The sequence below is a fragment of the Pseudarthrobacter sp. MDT1-22 genome (genome assembly GCF_054511035.1).
On sequence record NZ_JBTNDK010000010.1, the window covers coordinates 126,071 to 145,065 of the forward strand.

Consider the following 18,995-nt stretch of genomic DNA (forward strand, 5'->3'; position numbering starts at 1 on the left):
CCAAGGCCATCGGCTGTGTGGGACTGCAGGCTCACAGGGAGGCCAAACCACGTGTGATGCCTGTGGGTGATTCAGAGTTCCTTGCTTGGAGCTCTGAATCGCACCAACTGCGCATGACGTCCCAAAGTCATGCGAATAGAACCGGCTGGTCGCATGGATAAGTGTCCGCTACTTGTAGGGGCGGATAGGTACTAAGAAGCAATGGAGGTGGCTGTCGTGGCCCCTGGCGGAGATGCTGCGTCGAGCGCGGACAACGGCGCGATCGGTAAGCGACTGGATCCCGAAGCGCGCGTCATCCAACTGACAGGCCAGCTGCATGCCATTCTCGAGGGTGCGATTTCCTCGCCGGGTCGCTGGCATCAACTTCTGGATACGTCTGCCACGCTGTGGCGCTACTCAGGCGGAAACGTGGCTCTGCTTAGGGCCCAGCGCGAACTGCTCGGACTTCAACCGCCCACGCTGGCCGCCGGGTACCGCGAATGGGAGCGGCATGGCCGTTTGGTGCTCAAGGGTGAGCATGCGCTCTGGGTGCTGGCTCCGCGGACGGCACCCAAGAACTCGGGCCCCTCGGGAGCCGCTGGCAACGACACGGTCGAGGTCAGGGGAGTGGAGGAGCTCGGAGCCGGTCCGCGGGCCGACCGGAAGATTGTCGGCTGGCGCGGCCAGTCGGTTTTCGATGTCTCCCAAACGGAAGGCGAGCCGATCTATGTGCCGCGTGCCGGCGTCGGGATGGCTGATGTGCCAGCGGGACTCTGGAGGTCCCTGGTTTACGCTGCGGAACGCCGCTGTTTCGCCGTGGACGTCACGGGCAGCCAGCGCTCGATGTCGAGCGGTTTCACTGATTTTACGGATCGACGGATCCAGGTCGGTGCGTGGCTCGGTCCGGAGGACGCCGCGGCCGTCCTGGCGCACGAGCTCGGACACGCGTACCTTCATGGACCTGACGACAAAGTCGGAGCACTGTATGGTAGCGGGCTGCAACACCGTGGACTCGCCGAGGTGGAAGCCGAGTCCGTGGCATATACGGTGCTGCGCGCGCATGGCATAGACCGTGGCGCTCAATCATCGAATTATCTCGCCGGATGGGCGGACAAGGTCATCGACGTCGAACGGGCCGGGTGGTCCGGGGACGGGGAGCAGGACCACCTCCTGACGCGGATGGACATAGCCCGGTCGACTCTGGGCCGCGTGACCGCGACTTGCCGCGACATTTTACAAATCACCCAACCCGTCGGTGCGGGCGGAAAGCTGACGTCACTTCAGGCACCCTCTGCTGCCGCGCAGGTCGATACGCACCAGATCCAGGCTTGGCCGCGCCCCACGTCCGCCGACATCCGGGCGAAATGAGCTTCCAAATTTCCAGCCGGACTGGCCGGCTGGAAACGAGAAAGGCAGGCACCAACCATGGGCACCAGAATCCCGGTATCCATTTCCGGCAACCTCGTCGCCGATCCGGAACTCAGCTTCGGAGAGTCGGGGGTTGCCCACACGAAACTGCGTGTGGCCGTAAATCAGCGACTCCAGAATCCGGATGGCTCCTGGCGGGACGGAGAGCCGCTCTTCCACAACGTGTCCGCGTTCCGCGCGCTGGCAGAGAACGTCGCCAACTCCCTGAAGAAAGGGGACCCGGTTGTCATCGGCGGGGAAATGGAATTCCGCCATTACGACAAGGACGGAGTGCAACACGAGGCTCACCGCATCGTTGCCGACAACGTGGGGCCCGACCTGCGCTACGGTACGGTCGCATTCCAGCGGACGCCCAAGGCCAGCGCCGAGGTGTTTGCTGGCCCCACAGGACCTGCACAGCGGGACTTAGGGCCGGGGGAGGACTGGGGAGCTGCACCGCAGGGAGGACTTTCATCAGTTCCAGCCGGCGCTGCCCGCACGTTCAATGGGTTGCAAATGTAAGTCCTTCGGACGCCTTGCGCTCTTGCTCTGGACATGTCCAGAGCAAGAGCGGTTCAATAGTAGATACGACGTTCCTGCGGCCGATTGGACCGCTCGACGTCGGGTCGGTCGCCTCACCTTGGCCGGCCGATGCAATGACGGGATACCAATGGAAAATCCTTCATTCGTCGTAAATTCAACGCCAGCGGACAGCGCGGCGCAGGCATTCAGCTCGCTTCGGCTGCCGACCCATTTGACGCTAGAGCGGCTAGTCTCGGTCGTGGAGTCGATCCGCAACCGTCCGATAACCATCGATGTTGCCGACGGACTCAACGGGAGTACTGTCTGCGGGCTGTGGCTGTCGACAGACTCGAAAGAAATCATCCTCCATGCGGCCACTCCATCGGCCCTTCATCGCCAACAATTCGTACTCCACGAACTGAGCCACATGGTCCTGCGGCACGACGAGCTGGGGATTCCCAAGGACTATGCCAGCGTTCTTTTTCCTAACATTCCCGAGGCGATGGTCAGGCGGGTCCTGACGCGGAGCAGTTTTGTCGATCGGCTGGAGGCAGCCGCAGAAACTCTGGCGGATCTCTTTGCGGCCGCCATCCGCGACAGCACGCTTGAACCCCGTTCATTCGAAAGAGTGTTCGGATGATCCAGACCATCGCCGCCGCTGTCATCTGGGGATTGGTCCTCTGCCTGTTGCCTGGGGTGAAACGCCGAAGCGACCACAGCATCTTCGTCGCAGCCGTGACCATTGCGTCTTCACTTACTCTCAACATCGACTCCGTGTATGTCGTCGGGGACGCCCTCCTGGCTGGCCGCAACGTGTTGGACCTGAGCTCCAACATGCTGATGGTTGTCGGTATCTACTTCCTGTCGAGGGCGATCCTTCGCGCTGGCGATCCAAGTGAGCTGCCCGCGACGCCGGACAGGTTCGGCTTGGCCGTCCTTGGCCTGGTGGTCGTGGGACTCGTTGTGAGCTTTACTTTCATAGATGCGCCCCAATCGTCGACCAGCTTCATGGCGGACTACGGTGGGCAATGGTCTGCGGCCATCTATTCTGCGGTGCAGTTTGTGTACATGGGAGTAGTTGTGGGCGTGACGGGCTACACGTGTTTCAGATTCCGCGGAGACATGACCCGGCCCTACTTCCGCATCGCATTCACGCTGATCGGTGTTGGCTGTGCGCTCGCAGTTGTCCTGGTCCTGGCCGTGCTTGGGATGGACATCTTCCACCTACTTGGCGACCTGGACTCAATGCGCGCACTGTCGGTGGTCTACGACGGAGCAGTGCTGGGCGCCATGATCTTTTTGTGCGCAGGGCTGGCACTTCCGCCGGTAGCTCGCCGTGTTAGCCGAAGGAGCGATGCGAAAATAGAGTCCGTGCTGGTTAGCGGGCTCACGGAGGTCTGGGAAAAGACCACGGGCGCCCGGACGGAGCTTCGGCTTGAGTCTGGTGTAAACATCGCCGAGCAGCGTGATTACGCGCGATGGCGGCTTCATAGGATGCTCGTAGAAACCCAAGACGCGATGCTCGTTGAACCGCCGCTTGCTAAGTTATTGAGCAGTCAGGAAGTCCAGGTGCTGGCACAAGCGGAGGAGTACCTGGCGGTGCGCCAACGCGCGGGTCCGCATGAACGGTTAGGGGACATCGAAAGGAGGACGGCACCTCGTGGCAGAAACAGCCGGCGAGTCTCACGAAACGCCTCAAGCCAAACTTGCTCGGAAGCTCAACCTCCTGCTTGATCTGTTTGAGGCGCAGGGATCAGAACCGCTGACTTATCCGCAGATTAGCCAACACATGGCACAACGCGGGACGCCTTTGTCGCGCTCGCGGTGGGCCTACATGCGCAGCGGCGACAGTTCTTTGGCCACGGATGCCGCCTTGCTCCGGAATCTCGCAGAGTTCTTCGGCGTCGACTCGAACTACCTGTTGGACGAAAACAACGAGGTTCCAGAACTCGTCGATGCCCAACTCCAGCTCTTGCGCACAATGCGGGAGGCTCGAGTACGGAACTTTGCTGCCAGGCAGCTGCAGGGCATCTCGCCCGAAACTTTGGTGCAGCTGCGGAAGATAATTGACGATCGGCTGGGAGGCGGGGGACGTGACGGCGATTCGTAGAGTTCTGCTGGGGTTGACCACAGTCGCGGTGGTCGGTGCCTCGGCAGCGTTTCTCGGGGCTGCTTACTTCGCGCGTCAGGTTGTCGTGCCCAAGACCACGCGGAAAGAGGACCTGCTCATCCGGCGGGTCTTTCGTGGCGCTGATGGCGAGCTGTTGGTTGAGTTGCCCGCTTCGCCTCAGACGACCGCACCAGGCCGATACAGCATATGGTTTGCCAACGGCACCGGGCACGCCTGCGTTGGCCAAGTGGTGGCGAGCGATCATGCTGGCACCGTGACTCGAGTTGTTGAGCGCGTCGACTCGGGTGATTTCCTGAGCACGAGGGCAGGGATCTGGAGCGGGTACGTTTTTTCAAAGCCGGAACAACTAGGATTGGCGTTTTTTGACGTCGAGATACCCATTGAGGGAGGCCTTGCGCCGGCTTGGAGATTCGAACCGGCCGCAGCGTCGGCAAAGCCGAACGCCTGGGCAATTCACATACACGGGATGGGCGGCAAACGGGCCGGGGCACTTCGCGGAGTGCCGGTAGCCGTGCGGTGCGGGTACACGTCGCTGGTCGTCTCATTTCGGAATGACGGCGAGGCGCCGGCGTCGGTCGACGGCCGCTACACCCTTGGGCAAACAGAGTGGCTCGACGTAGAGGCGGCAGTGCAGTATGCCGTCAACCAAGGGGCACAACAAATTGTGCTCTTCGGCTGGTCTCTTGGTGGGGCCATTGCCCTACGACTTACGGACCTGTCCGCCAACACGGACCGCATAGCTGGGTTGGTCCTGGATGCCCCTGTGATGGACTGGGCCACGACTCTAACCGAGAACGCCTGCGCCAGCGGCTTGCCGCGTTCAATTGCGGTCCTCGGTCTTCGACTCCTACAGTCGCCGACAATGCGGTGGGTCACGGGCCTGAAGGATCCTATCGACTTTGAGCAGATGGATTGGCTGACCCGGGCGGCGGAGATCAAGATGCCCACGTTGGTGCTGCATGGACCAGGCGATCCTTCAACGCCATTCCAGGTGTCGCGACAGGTCGCCAACCTTCGTCCCGATGCCGTTAGCCTCGTCTCCTTCGGCACCGTGGGGCATTCGCACGAGTGGAACGTCGACGTCGAGGCCTGGGAACGAGAAGTCTCCCATTGGAGCCATGGGATTCAAGGTGTGACTTCCTAGTGGGCTTTGGGCAGAAATGTCCTGATACTTTGCAGGGATTAGAACCTGTGGCGGCTCAAATGCCAAGTTGCCGTTCCGATGTCGGACCCCACGTCCCCTGTGTGACGCACCGGAGCCAGATGCGCACGGGAGCCATTGCGGCTACAAAAAAATCGTCGCATGACCGACCACGATATCGGCAAATGCCTACGAATGTCACCGCTTGCCAGTAGCTTGGAACCAGACGAAAATCACAGCCTCGCGGGGGCAACGGCACGGAGGCACCAGGCATGAACCGAGTTTCTTATTGGATATTCCCAGCTTTCTTGAGGGCAGCCGATCTAGCCAACCACCGGAAGGCGGGAGGCGTCTGATGCTTAGACGTATCGAGAGGATTCAGAAGGCTGGAATATTCACAGAATACCGCTGGGGCTCTGACCTTCCTGAATTCGAAAGACTGACCGTCATTTACGGTCCGAACGGAACCGGCAAAACGTCGCTCGCGCGAGCTTTGTACGATTCCGTCAAGGACCCTTCGTCGAGAAGCAAACTGAGTCTCTCTTTCGGTACACCTTATCAATCGGCGGTGGCTGATAACACACATTCCGCTTTCGATAGAATCTATGTCTTCAGTGATGCATTTGTTCGAGAGAATCACCGGCTGAGTGACAATGAGGCGACTATGCCTGCAATTATCACTCTGGGCGATCGAAGCGTAGAGGCCGAAGAGGAGGCCGCCGATCTTACAGAACAGCTGCCACTTCTTGAATCGAAACTTGGGGAAGCCATAAGTGCTGCAAACCTAGCCGAAAAGTCGCTGGAATCTCTCCGCAAGACGGTCTCCGGCCTAGTCGTCGACGACTTGACCAAGCTGTCGGGGGCGTACCAATCAAGATCCAAGTTCAACGTCAGGGCGGTTGATCGACTATATGCGGGTAGCCGCGACGGCTGGGCCGAACTTAACCATGTCCAATATCAGCAGGACCGACAAGTCGTTGTATCGTCCGCAGATGACGAAATCAAGAGATATGGAACTCTCGACGTTTTCGTGCGAAGTGAATTGTCAGGAGAAGCGGAAGCCCTGCTGTCCGTGACTCCGGCTTCGATAGTTCTTGACACATTGGCAGAGAATCCGACAGCCGAATCATGGGTCCGGGAAGGAGTCGAGCTACACGAACACTCCAACCTTTGCATCTTCTGCGGGAGTGAAGTCACTGAAGAACGACGGCGTGCCCTTGAGGCGCACTTCTCTGATGCAGTCGAGAGGGTGGCGCATGAGGCCAGTGTCCTGGTGCTCGAACTCGAGCAGGCTACTCGCGAAATCCAGGACGCGCTGGCGAAGGTGCCCAAACGTACTGAATTTTCTGAGGATCTGCGCGATGACTATGACAGAGATTTAGCTACCTACTTGGCCACGACAGGGTTCTTGCAGGACTGGATCGACGATTTAGCCAAGCGGCTCAAGGCGAAGGTACGGAATGTTGTCGGCCACGTCGATATCCGACCGATTGAAGCCACACCGCGAATGTCATCACGAGGTTTGGACAACCTGACTGATATACACAACAAGCGAGTGCGTGACCATGAAGTTCTGCAAAAAGCAGCAGGGACCCGTATCTTGGGCCACCATCTGAACATGCATTTGAAGGGCCATGATGCTTCGGTTGAAGCGGTACGAGTGTCGACGGAAGCGTTGCGCCAGTCTCGCGAAAAACTTCGCGCAACTCAGGAGCGAATTCATGATCTGCAGTCCGTGGAAGGCACTATTGCCCCCTCGGCTGAACTTCTAACTAAGGAAGTCGGACGACTGCTGGGCCGCGGTGAACTCACATTTCATACGATTGGTGTGGATCGATACGAAATTCGTCGAAATGGCGAACCCGCACATGGTTTGAGTGAGGGGGAGCGTACGGCGATTACGTTGGTTCACTTCCTTGAGCTTGTTCGGAAGCACGATTCGACGACCAAGGGCATGCCGATCGTAATAGTCGACGACCCTGTTTCAAGCCTTGATCAGGGGGTCTTCATCGGCGTGTCCAGCGCGCTCTGGGCTCTGGTTGCCTCAAAATCATCGGTTATTTCTCAGCTGATTCTCCTTACACATAATTTTGAGCTATTTCGGCAGTGGGACGTTCAATGGGATCGTTTTCCAAATAAGAGATCCAGGAAAAACGTGAATGGCTTTGAGTTTCAGTCGTATGAACTCAAATCGCGATACCGCGATGGTCGACGGCACTCGGAAATCGCCGTCTGGCCGCCCAACGCCGCAGTGCGAAAGAAGATTAGGTCTGGATATCACCACTCGTTCATAGCTCTCGCCGATGCTCACCAACGCCTCATTGACGATGACTCCTTTGAGCGGCGGCTGGAGGCCCAGCTTTTGTTCCCCAACGTGATTCGAAGCACTCTGGAGACGTTCTTGGCATTCAAGATCCCAGGGCAAGTCGGTGACCTTGCAAAGCTCATGGCAGCGACCGAGAAAATGCTCGTTGAGGGTGGATTCGAGGGAGATGGTGATGCGCTGCGTCACAACCTCCTCCGCTATAGCAATGTTTACTCCCATAGCGAATCGCCTCAGACGGCGCGCACTCTGATCCCGGACGAAATATTGGCCGCTATCAAGTCACTCTTCGTTTTTCTGAATGCTGTGGACAGAGACCATTTTGAGGGGATGTGTGAAGCGACGGGACTCACTGCTGCAGACTTGTTGCCGTCAGCCCAAGCAGTCAGTTAAGGCGTACATGGTCCCGGTCGCTCCACCTAAGAAAGTCGGGCCGGCCTTCTGCCGGCGCGAAGCCATGGTAGCTCGGTGCCCTCAGGTAGTAGACCGGCGGCCAGGGGCTGCGCACCTGTATCTGCATTGGATCGGGCGAGATCAATAGGACTGCGCCTTCCCAGATCTCATCGGGTAGAGCTTCCATCCAAGCGCGTTGAACGTGATCGAATTGGTTCCAGCGCAGCGTCACCCATGTACCGGTCGGTTCCACCGCCTCAATGGCCAGTATCATGACTTCGGTCGTCGTTCCCACCTCAAGTCTGGTTGCCTCGAGCCGCCGCCATTGTTCGACCGCACGTGCGGTCCATCTGCTCGCCCGTCGCAGGCGGTAGAACCAGATGGCGCCGACTGCCGCCGAGAATATGACAGAGACGGCAACCAACAGCCATAAGCTAGGTGAGTCGGGGGATGGCAACATCGCGCATGTGCTGAACGCGAGACACAGGATCGCTGTGGCACTGGCGATTGCCAGCCAGCCCGTCATCACCTTGGGTTTTGCGAATGGATTAGCGTTCATTTCCACCGTCCGTTGACCATCCAATTTTAGCTCCAGAGGTCTAGCGGCTGCACAGCGGATACGGCGCGGGAAGCAAGGTTCAGGTTCGCGGAAGTATCGGTGTCGATCGTCTCGGCCGGTCCGGCACTGACGACTGACACGAAGGCTTCGAGTCGAGCGCGTTCCATGCATTGGAGGGTGTCGGCGGGCGCCGGACTGGGGCCGAGAGGGACGTCCTCCGAGCCGACGTCCCACCGGTCCCGGTATCTGGCAACCTCCCTGACGAGGCCATGCCAGGTCTGCGGAACAATCACTTCGGGAAGCAAAGCCCGAAGCGTTTCCTTCCACAACGAGTCGTTCCGATGAGCTGTCTGAGTGGTGATGCGGTTCCGGTGGGCAATGCGATGCTCGATCCTATCCAGCAGGAGTCTGATGTCTTCCCGTCGAGTATTCGACGTAGCCATTACAGCGGCGTTTGCAGGCCGGCTTCGGTGCGCCAGTGTGAGCAACCGAGAGAGGATGTCGGACGCCGAGTCGCTGCCAGCTGCCGCTGACCGAAGCCCGACGATGAGGGCTTGCTCAGCAGCCGCCCGATCCACAGCAGAAGCCATCCTCCACGCAATGCTGAGCGGGCCCCAACCTGGAGATTGACGCAGCCTGTCCAGCGACTCGGGTGAGTGTACGCCGATGAGGCGAGTGACGTCGTCGTGCGCGGTGATTTGGAGAAGGTAGTCCCGCTCCGCCATCAACAGGCTCAGGGAGTCGGCCTTCGCCGCCTCAGAGGCTTTGATTTCGTGGGCGGTGTGTTCGGCACCTTCTGCCGCGAGAACCTGGTTGAGGATCTGCTGCCAGTCCGGCAGCGTTGAGGGATCAATGGCGTGGTGGTCGCGAGGGTCTGGTTCGCAGACATAGGCGGTATTGGAGTGGCGTCCACGGGTCATGGAGACATAGAAGAGTTCACGGGTGAGGCGTCCTTCAGAGACGAGGGTGTGTCCGGTGTCCACCGTAATTCCCTGGGAGCGGTGGGCCGTTGTGGCGTAGCCAAGCTCGACGGACTCGGCGAGGTAGCGGCTGGCCAGAGTGATGGTGGCGCCGGTGTCCAGCCGTGCGCCCGTGACGGAACCATCTAGAGCGGGCGGTTCTGTGATCGTTATGAGAGTGCCGTTTCGGATAAAGTCGCCCGTCTGGTCGGTGAGCCGGCGATCGTTGCGGCGGGCAAGGATCCTGTCACCAAGTCCGGCGTGTAGTCCGTCGCTGAGGATGACGGTGGATTCCGGATCGACTCTGCTTCTGGAGACCAAGTCAGCCTGGGCGCGTTCGTTGAGCATGGCAACGGTGTCATTGTCTGGAGCGATCAGGATGGATGACCGGCCGGCTTGAACGTCTGTGTTCCACCGGTCGTAGGCTGCGTCGACCATGGAGTCGTACGTGCCGGCGCGGATCCGGCCGCGGCTGTTGTAATCCTGGATGGCGCGGGAATCGCCCGATCTGAGTTTGAGGGAGCTCCGCCGTTCCCATGGTTGACTGAAGCGCCAGATGGTTGTCAGCTGCGCGGCTTTGCCGGTGCGGCTGAGCCACCCGAGCATGCCGCCGGCCTCGATCGCGTCCAGCTGGGCGGGGTCGCCGACGAGGACGAGTTTGGCGCCGGCTGCCTCAGCCTGGTCGATAAGGGCCGCGAGATGGTGGGTGGGAACCATGGACGCTTCGTCGACGATGACGAGCTGGTTGGGGCGGAATTGCCATCGGGACTGAGTCGCGGTGAGCGCGGTGAGCTGTTGCGCGAGTCTATGAAGGTAGCGCGCAGATGACGCGCCGCCGGCCGCGGCGATGGCTGCCAAGTACCGTTGCTCGGCGTCGAGGTATTTTTCGGCGCGGTTGGCGGCACCGGGGCCGGTGGATTCGTAGAGCCATTTGGTGACGTTGTCCGTTGCCAGGTCGAGCTCGTGTCCGAGGACGTCGGCTGATGCCGCGGCCGGGGCCAGACCAATGACGCTGCCCGGTCCGTGCTGCGCTTCCCAGATACTCTTGACGGCAGCCATTGTTGTGGTCTTGCCGGTTCCGGCAGGCCCTACGACGGCGTCCAGCCGACGCCCGCTTCCCAGGATTCTCGCGGCCGCGTCGAGCTGATCCGGCCACAAGCCGACACCCTTGGCGTTGGCGTACTCGGGGAGGGCGGAGCATGCGGACGGATTCAGCGCTGGGGCGTCCGTTGAATGGTGGGCTGCCATGACGCGGGCTTCGTTGGCCAGGGTTGACAGGTCGGTGTAGAGGTGGTCGCTGGGCCAGTCGAAAACGCTGTGCCCATTGAAGGCGAGGTCGGGTGCCGTGCTGGCCACTGGGCCGTAGCGGAACTCGCTGAGGGGTACGGATTGTTTCTCTGCGGCGGTCGCGACGGCGTCCATGATGTGTCGCCGGTCCTCTGGGCTGGCGCAACGCAGTTCGAGGCAGATCCGTTCCGCTTCGGCGAGCAGGTTCCACCGGTTCCACGTGGCTCGTCGACCGGCAACAGCGTGTTCCACGAGCCTGCCTGTTGACTGGATCCAGTCAGCGCCGAGGTCCGATTCGTGCAGTGGTGCCGTACGTGAGCGGTTGATGGTCTCGGCGACCACGCGTTCGGCGTCGAAGTCGATGGCGGCCGCCCGGTTCCGCCACTCGAGGGTCCGGGTAGAGAGCGGGACGATACGGTCGGGCTTGGCGGTGCGTGTGGACAGTGTGGCCTGCTGGCGAAGGCGGATCTTTGTGGTCGCCGTGGGTATGCGGCCGTGCGTCTGGGTCCATTCCTGGACAAGACGGTCAGTTTCGACGTCGATGAGCCGGGTTCGGCTTGAGAACTCGCGGATCAGGATGTCATCGACGCCGGTGAGTTCCAGTTTTGGGTTGAGCTCGGTCTTGCCGGGCCGGCGGACGTCGGCGTCGGTGCCGAGGTCTCGCTTGAGCTGGTCGAACAGGACACCGTTGTAGTGTTCGCTCGCCGCAACAGTCGCCTTGTAGAGGGTGCGTGAGTCCAGCGTGCCCCAGGCACCGTCGGAGTTGCGTTGGACGCGGTTGGCAATCACGACATGGGTGTGAAGCTGGGGATCTCCGGTCCGGGATTCCCAGTGGTCGAAGGACGCGGCGACTGCGCCGCGGACGCTGAGCCGGGCGATGCCGTTGTGGCCGGCGCGGGTGTGAATCGCCGTTGCTTCCAACCAGACCATCGTTGCGTCGAGGGCGGAGTGGTGGGCTCGCAGGATCCTGGCCTTGTCCACGCTGTCGGCCAGCGCCCAGAGCACGGAGATCGATTTCGGGACACTGAACGTCAGGTCAAAACCTGCCACGGTGGGGCGCCTATTCTGCGGGGCTGCGTGCGACGAAGGCGGATCCTGGTGTGGATGCCTGCCCAACGCTTCGCCCGTCGTCGGATTTTCAGCCCGTTCGAAGAGCGCCTGAGCCGCCGATGGTGTGACCGTGGAGCCGGATTCGACGCCGATGCCGGCCAGGCCGGCACCCAGCCACGTGCCCTGCGGGTTGCTGGACTGCGTGTAGTAATCGGTCAGGTTGCGGGTTGCGACGTCAGCGCGCAGGGTCGTCTTGAGCAGGTACTTCACGCCGGACTCACTCGACAGCCTGGCTATCGATACAGTCATGGGTCGGTCCTGCCTGTGTTCCATCCCCGGCGAGTGAAGACGTCGGTGACCCGTTCCCCCAAGTGGGCGCCCGCCGTCGTGAACGAGACAAGGCGAGCGGCCAGCAGCTGGAGGTCGCTCAGGTCCTGACCGCGCTGCTGGCGCAGCGACCAGTTTTCGCTCTGGAGTCGGCGGCAACGTTCTGCCAATGCGGTCGCCGTGGAGATGGCTTGATCGGCGGAAACCGCCATCTTGTGCAATCGGTCGTAGGCCGTTGCCAGTTCAATGTCGTGGTCCGCTGTGGCCTTGTGCAGTCGTCGCTCATAGCCCGTGCGAAGATGTGAGGTCTCAGCGCGATTCAGCGCCGACCGCGCAACGGAATCGTCGATGTCAGTTCGAGGGGGAACTGTTGCCGGGGAGCGTCCCGGGCTACGTCTCTGGCGCAGACGTGCCGCGCGGTAGCGTCGTTGGCGCTGCCTGTTCGCGCAGCCTGATGTGCAGTAGATCTGCCCACGGCGGGTGGGTGTGAAAGCGGTGTGGCATTCCGGGCAAGTTTGGTCGTTCACACCCGTTCATGGGTCCGGGCGCCGGAGTCTGCATGACTCGGCGTTATGTGCTTCGTTACGGCGCATCGCAAGATGCCAGAGGTGTGAGGCGCTTTTGTGGTCGCGCTAGGGGGCCTGGCGGGGGTCGTCGCAGCATGCGTGACGTGGCGGATGGATCGGCCGACGGTTTGGTGTAAAAGCGTGATTGTCGCCGAATCAATGAGTGGGGAATTGGGTTGGGTGGATTCGAGGCAGAGGAAAGGACCGTCGACGGCGGGTCGACGGTCTTTTGGGATCGCGCAGATCCGGAGGGGTCAGGAAGGGTCGGTCTTTAGCTGGGTGCCGGCGGCAAGTTTGAGCGCTTGTGTCAGCCTCTCGATTTCGGTCGGGTTGAAGCCGGACCAATGGTGATGGTCATCCACCACGACGACGGGCGCCTGAGCGTAGCCGAGGTCCTGGACGTATTCGAGGGCCGCGTCATTGCTGGTGAGGTCAATGCTCGTGTAGGCGATTCTTGCCTTGTCGAAGCTCATGGCTGTCAGGCGGCATTGCTGGCAGCCGGGCTTGCTGTAAAGGACGATGTTCATGGTGTCTGCTCCCTTCTGGGGTTTGGTTAGAGCGTGCGGTAGGCCTGGGTCTTGCTGGTTGCCCATCCCGCGACGAGGCCGCAGCCGAGCATCTGGCTCATGAGACGGGCGAGGCGGTAGTCCGGGTCGAAGGACCGGGCGAGGTCCATTAGGTCGGACGCGATGGAGCCTTTGCCTTTCCACCAGGCGATGCACCCGAGAACGGTCAGAGGGGCTGCAGCATGGCCCGGTGCCGCGACTTCGTAGAGCTGCCGCAAAAGTCCTTCGGCGGTGTCGATCCGATCCCAGTGCGGCGCTGCATCGGATTCGCCGAACAGGAGGAGTTCCATCGGTAGGTCCAGGCATGGCATGTCGGCGATGAGCCTGTCCCTGAGTTCGGGAATCTGTAGATGGGCGAGCAGTTCGGCGAGCTGCGCCGTCGTCGGCTCCTCTCTGTCGTCGATGAGAGCGGCCCAGAGTTCGCGGGCCGCGGCTGTCCGCTGGGCGTGGCTCTGCGTCGCGGCAGCTTTGAGATGAGTGTCGACCTCGGCGGTGAACTCAGGCGTGACGGTTCGGCTGGGGAGGGCGAGGGCAAGGCTGTCCCGGATCTGGCTGCCGCGGAAGATGAGTTCGGTGTTGAGCACGCTCGACTGGACGGTAGTGAGGGGGATGGCGGGACCGTAGGAGATGGGGTGGATCCTGAACTCGGCGATGGATGTGGGTCCGACGATCCAGCCGGCCTGGATCGGCATCCCGGCCAGGGCCAGCTGCTGGGCGAGTGATTCGACGAGGGGGCCGAAGAGGGCCTCGCTCTCGTTGGCGTGGTTGGTGTTCGTGAAGATTGCGAAGACCGCCGCCGTCGCGTCGTGGTCGCTGCGGAGGTATCCACTGACTCTTCGGGCGTACATGAGTGCGTGGTCGGGCGTGGTGGGCAGGTCCAGCCGAAGGGTGGCGCCCATCCGGCTCTCCTGGAGTGAGATGCAGACCAGACTCTCGTGCGGCCAGTAGCCGAGGCTGTGGCCGATGAGGCTGACAAGATCGGCCGGGGTGGTGATGTGCAGGGTGTCCATGATGATCTCTCCTCAGTGGTTGGCAGGGCCTCTTTTGCTTTGGCCGTCTGCTTTGGTGGTGCCTTCTGGTAGAGGAATCACCGCTGGGTATGAGGGACCGGAGGGCAACCCGGGGGACCGGGCAGGGGGAGGAGATTGTTGTGAGGAAATAAGCGACGCAGGAGCGCCGAGGAACAATGTCCGGGGGAATGCCCGGCGCGTAGCGCGCGGGTTGCGTGAAGGGACCGCCCAGCGATGATGGGGGACCAGAAGGCACCGCCTGAGTTGTGGATGGCTGTGCACGGATCGAAGAGTGGCATGTTCGAGATCACGCTGGGGCCAGGATTGCGTGATTTCCCTGGGCGGGTCAGGCCTTGGAGAAGGATATGGGTGGTTCGCTGTCATCGTCCTTCTGGATCCACACCAGGTAGTCGGCAAAAGACATTACGCAGTAGTAGTCGCAGTATCTTTGGGCGCGGATCCCGTCACGGCGGACGCCCCAAGAGGAGACCGTGCTTACCTGGCTATCTAAAGCTGCGTCCCGCATCTCACTGATGTTCTGGTGCGAGGGCGAGGCCGTATCTTGAGCAAGGGCGCTGAATTCTGAGGTGTCTTGATCGTCGAGCATGTCGCCCTCCTGATCGAGAGATCCTGGATGATCTCGTTACCTCTTTCATGCCGCTATACATGACCCCTTACATGACCGGCACCAAAGCAGAAGGGTGCGCCGGATGAGATCGGAAGGGTCCTTCATGGACGAGATGCAGCGCTTCATGACATCGATGGGCGTGCCACGTTCTGCAGGAAGGCGTGATTGGACGTAGTCGTACCGTCGAAGTATTGTGCGGGCGTGGTGAAGATTGATGTCGAAGCGGTGGGCAGGATGTTGGACAACCTGTTACCTCCCGCAGCAAGGTCCCCATACGAGGACCTGGAACCCGACTACGAGTTCCTCGATGCAGCACCCCGTTCACCTGCTCATGCCTCTGACAGCACACGCCTCAAGCGATCGGGGGACCCTTGCTACGTGCTGGCTAATGCGGGATGCCTGTTCAGCGGTGCTCGGCTGGCGAGTTTTCCCTGCTCGGTGACGGAAGCCGCATTTGCAGGGCATCAATCTTGACTAGGCCTCGGTGTGCAACAACAACAAGCATGAAAAGCCTACGATGGTGGCGAGTAGGCCGAAAACACCAATGGCGATGAACGCCTCATCCAGGCTGTGATCGCTGGTCCGGAGTAAATGCCAAGTCCCGAAAGTGGTTGATTGGTCCCAGCATTTGCAGGACGCCCGCTCTCCGGCGGGTCCGCAGGCTCGGTGATGGCTAACTAATGCGGGGGTGTGTAGTTGCTGGAACGTGGCTATGTAAAGTATGCAGGAAATACTCTCTAGACCTGAAATACCGAGCGCCCGTTTCCATGTCCAATACTTTTTTGCTATTTGTTTATACGAAATTCCTATGAGACTTATGACGGCTCCTACGCTTTGTTCGATCCGGAAGCATCATGTAGGCTCCGAATGCTAGCGGCATAAACCGCATTGAATTTACGGACCGATTGCCCAAGGAGGCCGCAATTGACTGGTCATGCAAAGTCGTTTCGAACCACAGACGGCGTTCAGCTCGTCTACGATGACTTCGGATCCGGGCCCGCAATTCTGCTCGTCCATGGCTTCACCTGCCAGGCAGCGCATTGGGCATTCCAGCGCGAGGCACTCGTCGCCGCCGGATACCGAACGCTGGCCCTGGACTTGAGATTCCATGGCCGTTCGGACTCGCCAGTACACGGGCAACGCGTCTCCCGTCTAGGGAAAGATGTGGGCGAATTGATTGAGCACCTGCGACTTGACCAAGTGGCCCTAATTGGTCATTCCTTAGGAGTTTCGGTTTGTCTCTCGTATTTTGATTTATTTGGAACAAGCCGTGTACGAGCATTCACGGCGATTGATCAGTCGCCGAAAATTATTAATGACGAGTCGTGGGCCTGGGGTGTGAGGTCCGTTGATTGGACAAACGTCTGGGATTCCGTCAACGGTAGATTTCAATGGGGCAATCCGTCGCTTGAGCCGCCAGTGCCGCCTCACGTCGGGCAACTTTTCGCGGAAGTGGGCGGCCTTACGGATTTCCCCCCAGGGGCCGTGCTTCAACTGATGGTGGACCACTTCACTGCAGACTGGCGGGACGTCATTTCGACCGTCAATGTTCCCTCATGGGTGGCCACAGGCCGCTCCTCGCCGTCATTTCCGTTGGAAGGCATGCAGTGGTTCGCTGAAACTCTGCCGGACTCTTCCCTATCCGTATTTGAAAACAGTGGGCACTGCCCTCATTGGAACGAGCCAGAGGCCTTTAATCGGGAATTGCTCTCTTTCCTAGAGGGAACCCTGCGGTAAGGACTGAACCCTGAAAGACTAGAACTCTTCGGTCGTGATGGCTCCCAGAAAAGTTCTTAATTCGCCGGCCATGTCCACAGAGTCATTGTCCAAAAGCCACTGGACCTGCAGCCCGTCCATCAGTGCAACCAACTGCCGTGCAGCGGCCGCTGGCGGCACCCTGTGCCGTAGCATGCCTTGGCGATCCAGATCGGAAAATGCCTGGGCACCAACTTCTCGGACCCAGTTGTAGCGCCGTTGAAAGTACTCATGGGCGGGGTGAGTCGGGTCTGTCGACTCGGCCGAGAGGACGCAGTGGAGGGCGACGAGTTCGGGGACTGTGGTGTTGTTATGAACCAAACGGACGATTCCATGTAGGGTCTCTAGGCCGTTGTCCGTCACAATGCCCGCCGCTGCCCAGGAGTCCTCATCGCGAAGGGTAAGCACGGCCTCCAGCAGGGCTTCCTTGCTGGGGAAATGGTGGAGTAGGCCGGTCTTGGTTAGACCGATCTTGTCAGCGATGTCCTGGATAGATCCCGCGCGGTATCCGAACGTGGAGAAAACCTCGAACGCCGCTGTCAGGATCTCCTGGCGGCGCTCCTTTGTCTTGGCATAGCTCCCGCGCGGCCGTCCATGCCGTGGCCCTTGGGAAACCGCACTTGTCGCTGTTTCAGTCATCTTGGAACTCTAACAACTCTGGCTGGATGCCGCGCGAAGCCCTGCCTACTTTGTGCCTCACGTCACACTGAGCAATATTTTGCATGCGCACATTGAAAACATACCGCATGGTCAGTTTTCGTGCTACGGTCTTTCCCAATGGCAGTCCGTGGTGGACCGTCACTGACCGTGAAAGGGACCAATGATGTTCCGACCTAAGCGAATGGCCGCAGTTGTTGCCGCCGTTGCCCTGAGCCTCACCGGCTGCTCTGCCGGGGGAGACTCCTCCAGCGAGCAGACCTCGCAAACACTGACCCTGGGTACTCTCATGGCGCCCAAATCCTTCGCCGCTGCCGACTCCGACTTCGCCAATGTGTCGCCGTTCTACCAGGCCGTGTACGACACCCTGCTTCGCATGGAGCCAGACGGCACACTGGTTCCGATGCTCGCAACTGAGTGGACGTACAACGATGACAAGACCGTCCTGACACTGAAGCTCCGCGATGATGTGAAGTTCACCGACGGCACCGCCTTCAATGCCGATGCCGCCAAGCAGAACCTCGAGCGCTTCAAGGCAGGAACATCAGCAGACGCGCAGTTCCTGGCCGCCCTGCAGACGGCTGAGGCAGTGGACGCCACCACGCTGAAGCTGACCCTGTCCGCTCCGGACCCGGCGTTCCTGGGCTACCTGTCCAAGGACGCGTCGTTTATGCAGAGCCCGGCGTCCTTCGGCAACGCGGATATCGCCACCAACCCCGTCGGCTCGGGCCCTTATGTCCTGGACACGGCAGCCACGGTGACAGGCGCGTCCTACACCTACAAGACCAATCCTGACTACTGGGCCAAAGACCTGGTCCACTACGACAATATGGTCCTGAACGTCTACCCGGAACAGACGTCACTGCTGAGCGCAGTCAAGTCCGGGACGCTCAATGGCTCCCTCATTGATATTTCAATGGTTCAGGAGGCCGAAGCGGCCGGCTACAAGAACAATGCATTCGAGGGCAACTGGGTTGGACTGATGCTCTTTGACCGTGCGGGTACAACCAACCCCGCCCTTAAGGACGTCCGCGTCCGGCAGGCTTTGAACTATGCCTTCGACACGAAGTCGCTGTTGGATGCCGTGAACCAGGGACGCGGCACCCCCACTACCCAGGTGTTCCCGCCGTCGTCGGACGCGTACGACGAGTCCCTGGACTCCCGCTACGCCTACGACCCCGCCAAAGCCAAGGCGCTCCTGGCGGAGGCTGGCTACGCGAACGGGTTTAACCTGCAGATGCCGTCGACGCCGCTCGTCAACAGCTCGATTTTTGCGCTGATTACGCAGCAACTTAAGGATGTCGGAGTTACCGTCGAGACCATCGACGCAGGAAACAACTTCATTGCCGACCTGTTGTCAGCAAAATATGCCGCAAGTTACATGATTCTGGAGCAGCAGTCCGACTGGCAGCTGATCAACATGAAAATTGCTCCGAACTCGGCTTGGAATCCCTACAAATACGCGGATCCCAAGGTCGACGAACTGGTGAAGAAGGTCAACCTGGGTTCCGAGGACGAACAGAAGTCTGCGGCTAAGGAACTGAACAAGTACATCGTGGAGCAGGCCTGGTTCGCCCCGTGGTACCGCCCGGAGAACAGTTTTGTGACTGACGCCAAGACCAACGTGGAGCTGCAGACGGGCAACGTCTACCCCTACATCTGGTCCTTTACCCCCGCCTCCTAGCGGACAGCTGCCGGGCCGGGCTCCTAGCCAGGTCCGGCAGCCTCAGGAACC

At 60.4% G+C, this 18,995-nt stretch carries 15 protein-coding genes; 9 read left to right on the forward strand and 6 right to left on the reverse strand.

Annotated elements, in window-relative coordinates; all coding sequences use genetic code 11:
- The first annotated feature begins 216 nt into the window (after positions 1-216).
- From ACX80M_RS10375 to ACX80M_RS10405, 7 genes are all read left to right on the forward strand, one after another.
- Positions 217-1,347 carry a M78 family metallopeptidase domain-containing protein gene (locus ACX80M_RS10375; protein WP_459309563.1) on the forward strand — a complete coding sequence of 377 codons (1,131 nt, stop codon included), beginning with the start codon at positions 217-219 and terminating at the stop codon, positions 1,345-1,347.
- 57 nt (positions 1,348-1,404) lie between these two features.
- Entirely contained in the window at positions 1,405-1,908 is a 504-nt protein-coding gene (locus ACX80M_RS10380) for a single-stranded DNA-binding protein (RefSeq protein WP_459309565.1), read from the forward strand.
- Between the two features lie 148 nt (positions 1,909-2,056).
- On the forward strand, positions 2,057-2,548 hold the full coding sequence (locus tag ACX80M_RS10385) for a hypothetical protein (RefSeq protein WP_459309566.1): 492 nt from the start codon (positions 2,057-2,059) through the stop codon (positions 2,546-2,548).
- Positions 2,545-3,642 carry a hypothetical protein gene (locus ACX80M_RS10390; protein ID WP_459309567.1) on the forward strand — a complete coding sequence of 366 codons (1,098 nt, stop codon included), beginning with the start codon at positions 2,545-2,547 and terminating at the stop codon, positions 3,640-3,642. Before ACX80M_RS10385 ends, ACX80M_RS10390 begins: the two co-directional genes overlap by 4 nt.
- Before the next feature lie 55 nt (positions 3,643-3,697).
- Positions 3,698-4,018, forward strand: a complete 321-nt coding sequence (locus ACX80M_RS10395; protein ID WP_459309568.1) for a hypothetical protein — start codon at positions 3,698-3,700, stop codon at positions 4,016-4,018.
- Between the two features lie 13 nt (positions 4,019-4,031).
- Complete coding sequence (locus ACX80M_RS10400; protein WP_459309570.1) at positions 4,032-5,183, forward strand: alpha/beta hydrolase family protein; 1,152 nt, start codon at positions 4,032-4,034, stop codon at positions 5,181-5,183.
- A gap of 352 nt (positions 5,184-5,535) precedes the next feature.
- A complete protein-coding gene (locus ACX80M_RS10405; RefSeq protein WP_459309572.1) occupies positions 5,536-7,896 on the forward strand; it encodes an AAA family ATPase in 2,361 nt (786 codons plus the stop codon).
- Here ACX80M_RS10405 and ACX80M_RS10410 read toward each other — a convergent pair.
- The 5 genes from ACX80M_RS10410 to ACX80M_RS10430 all read right to left on the reverse strand — a co-directional run bounded on the left by ACX80M_RS10410 (position 7,889) and on the right by ACX80M_RS10430 (position 14,827).
- Positions 7,889-8,455 carry a hypothetical protein gene (locus ACX80M_RS10410; protein WP_459309573.1) on the reverse strand — a complete coding sequence of 189 codons (567 nt, stop codon included), beginning with the start codon at positions 8,453-8,455 and terminating at the stop codon, positions 7,889-7,891. The two genes, ACX80M_RS10405 and ACX80M_RS10410, sit on opposite strands and share 8 nt — an antisense overlap.
- A 26-nt stretch (positions 8,456-8,481) precedes the next feature.
- Positions 8,482-12,060 carry a MobF family relaxase gene (gene mobF, locus ACX80M_RS10415; RefSeq protein ID WP_459309574.1) on the reverse strand — a complete coding sequence of 1,193 codons (3,579 nt, stop codon included), beginning with the start codon at positions 12,058-12,060 and terminating at the stop codon, positions 8,482-8,484.
- Between the two features lie 838 nt (positions 12,061-12,898).
- Positions 12,899-13,171: a glutaredoxin family protein gene (locus tag ACX80M_RS10420; RefSeq protein ID WP_459309576.1), complete on the reverse strand. Its 273-nt coding sequence runs from the start codon at positions 13,169-13,171 to the stop codon at positions 12,899-12,901.
- A 26-nt stretch (positions 13,172-13,197) separates the two neighbouring features.
- Positions 13,198-14,220, reverse strand: coding sequence for a DUF4192 domain-containing protein (locus tag ACX80M_RS10425; protein ID WP_459309578.1), 1,023 nt, complete (start codon positions 14,218-14,220; stop codon positions 13,198-13,200).
- 346 nt (positions 14,221-14,566) lie between these two features.
- Positions 14,567-14,827 carry a hypothetical protein gene (locus ACX80M_RS10430; RefSeq protein ID WP_459309579.1) on the reverse strand — a complete coding sequence of 87 codons (261 nt, stop codon included), beginning with the start codon at positions 14,825-14,827 and terminating at the stop codon, positions 14,567-14,569.
- Positions 14,828-15,772: 945 nt separating this feature from the next.
- Between ACX80M_RS10430 and ACX80M_RS10435 the strand changes: the two genes are divergently transcribed.
- The gene (locus ACX80M_RS10435) at positions 15,773-16,585 is read left to right on the forward strand and encodes an alpha/beta fold hydrolase (RefSeq protein ID WP_459309581.1); all 813 of its coding nucleotides are present in this window, start codon (positions 15,773-15,775) and stop codon (positions 16,583-16,585) included.
- 18 nt (positions 16,586-16,603) lie between these two features.
- On the opposite strand, the gene ACX80M_RS10440 is transcribed toward ACX80M_RS10435, so the two are convergent.
- Positions 16,604-17,242 (reverse strand): TetR/AcrR family transcriptional regulator, encoded by a 639-nt coding sequence (locus ACX80M_RS10440; protein WP_459309582.1) that lies wholly within the window; start codon positions 17,240-17,242, stop codon positions 16,604-16,606.
- 202 nt (positions 17,243-17,444) lie between these two features.
- Between ACX80M_RS10440 and ACX80M_RS10445 the strand changes: the two genes are divergently transcribed.
- Positions 17,445-18,944 carry an ABC transporter substrate-binding protein gene (locus tag ACX80M_RS10445; RefSeq protein ID WP_459309583.1) on the forward strand — a complete coding sequence of 500 codons (1,500 nt, stop codon included), beginning with the start codon at positions 17,445-17,447 and terminating at the stop codon, positions 18,942-18,944.
- Positions 18,945-18,995: the final 51 nt, after the last annotated feature.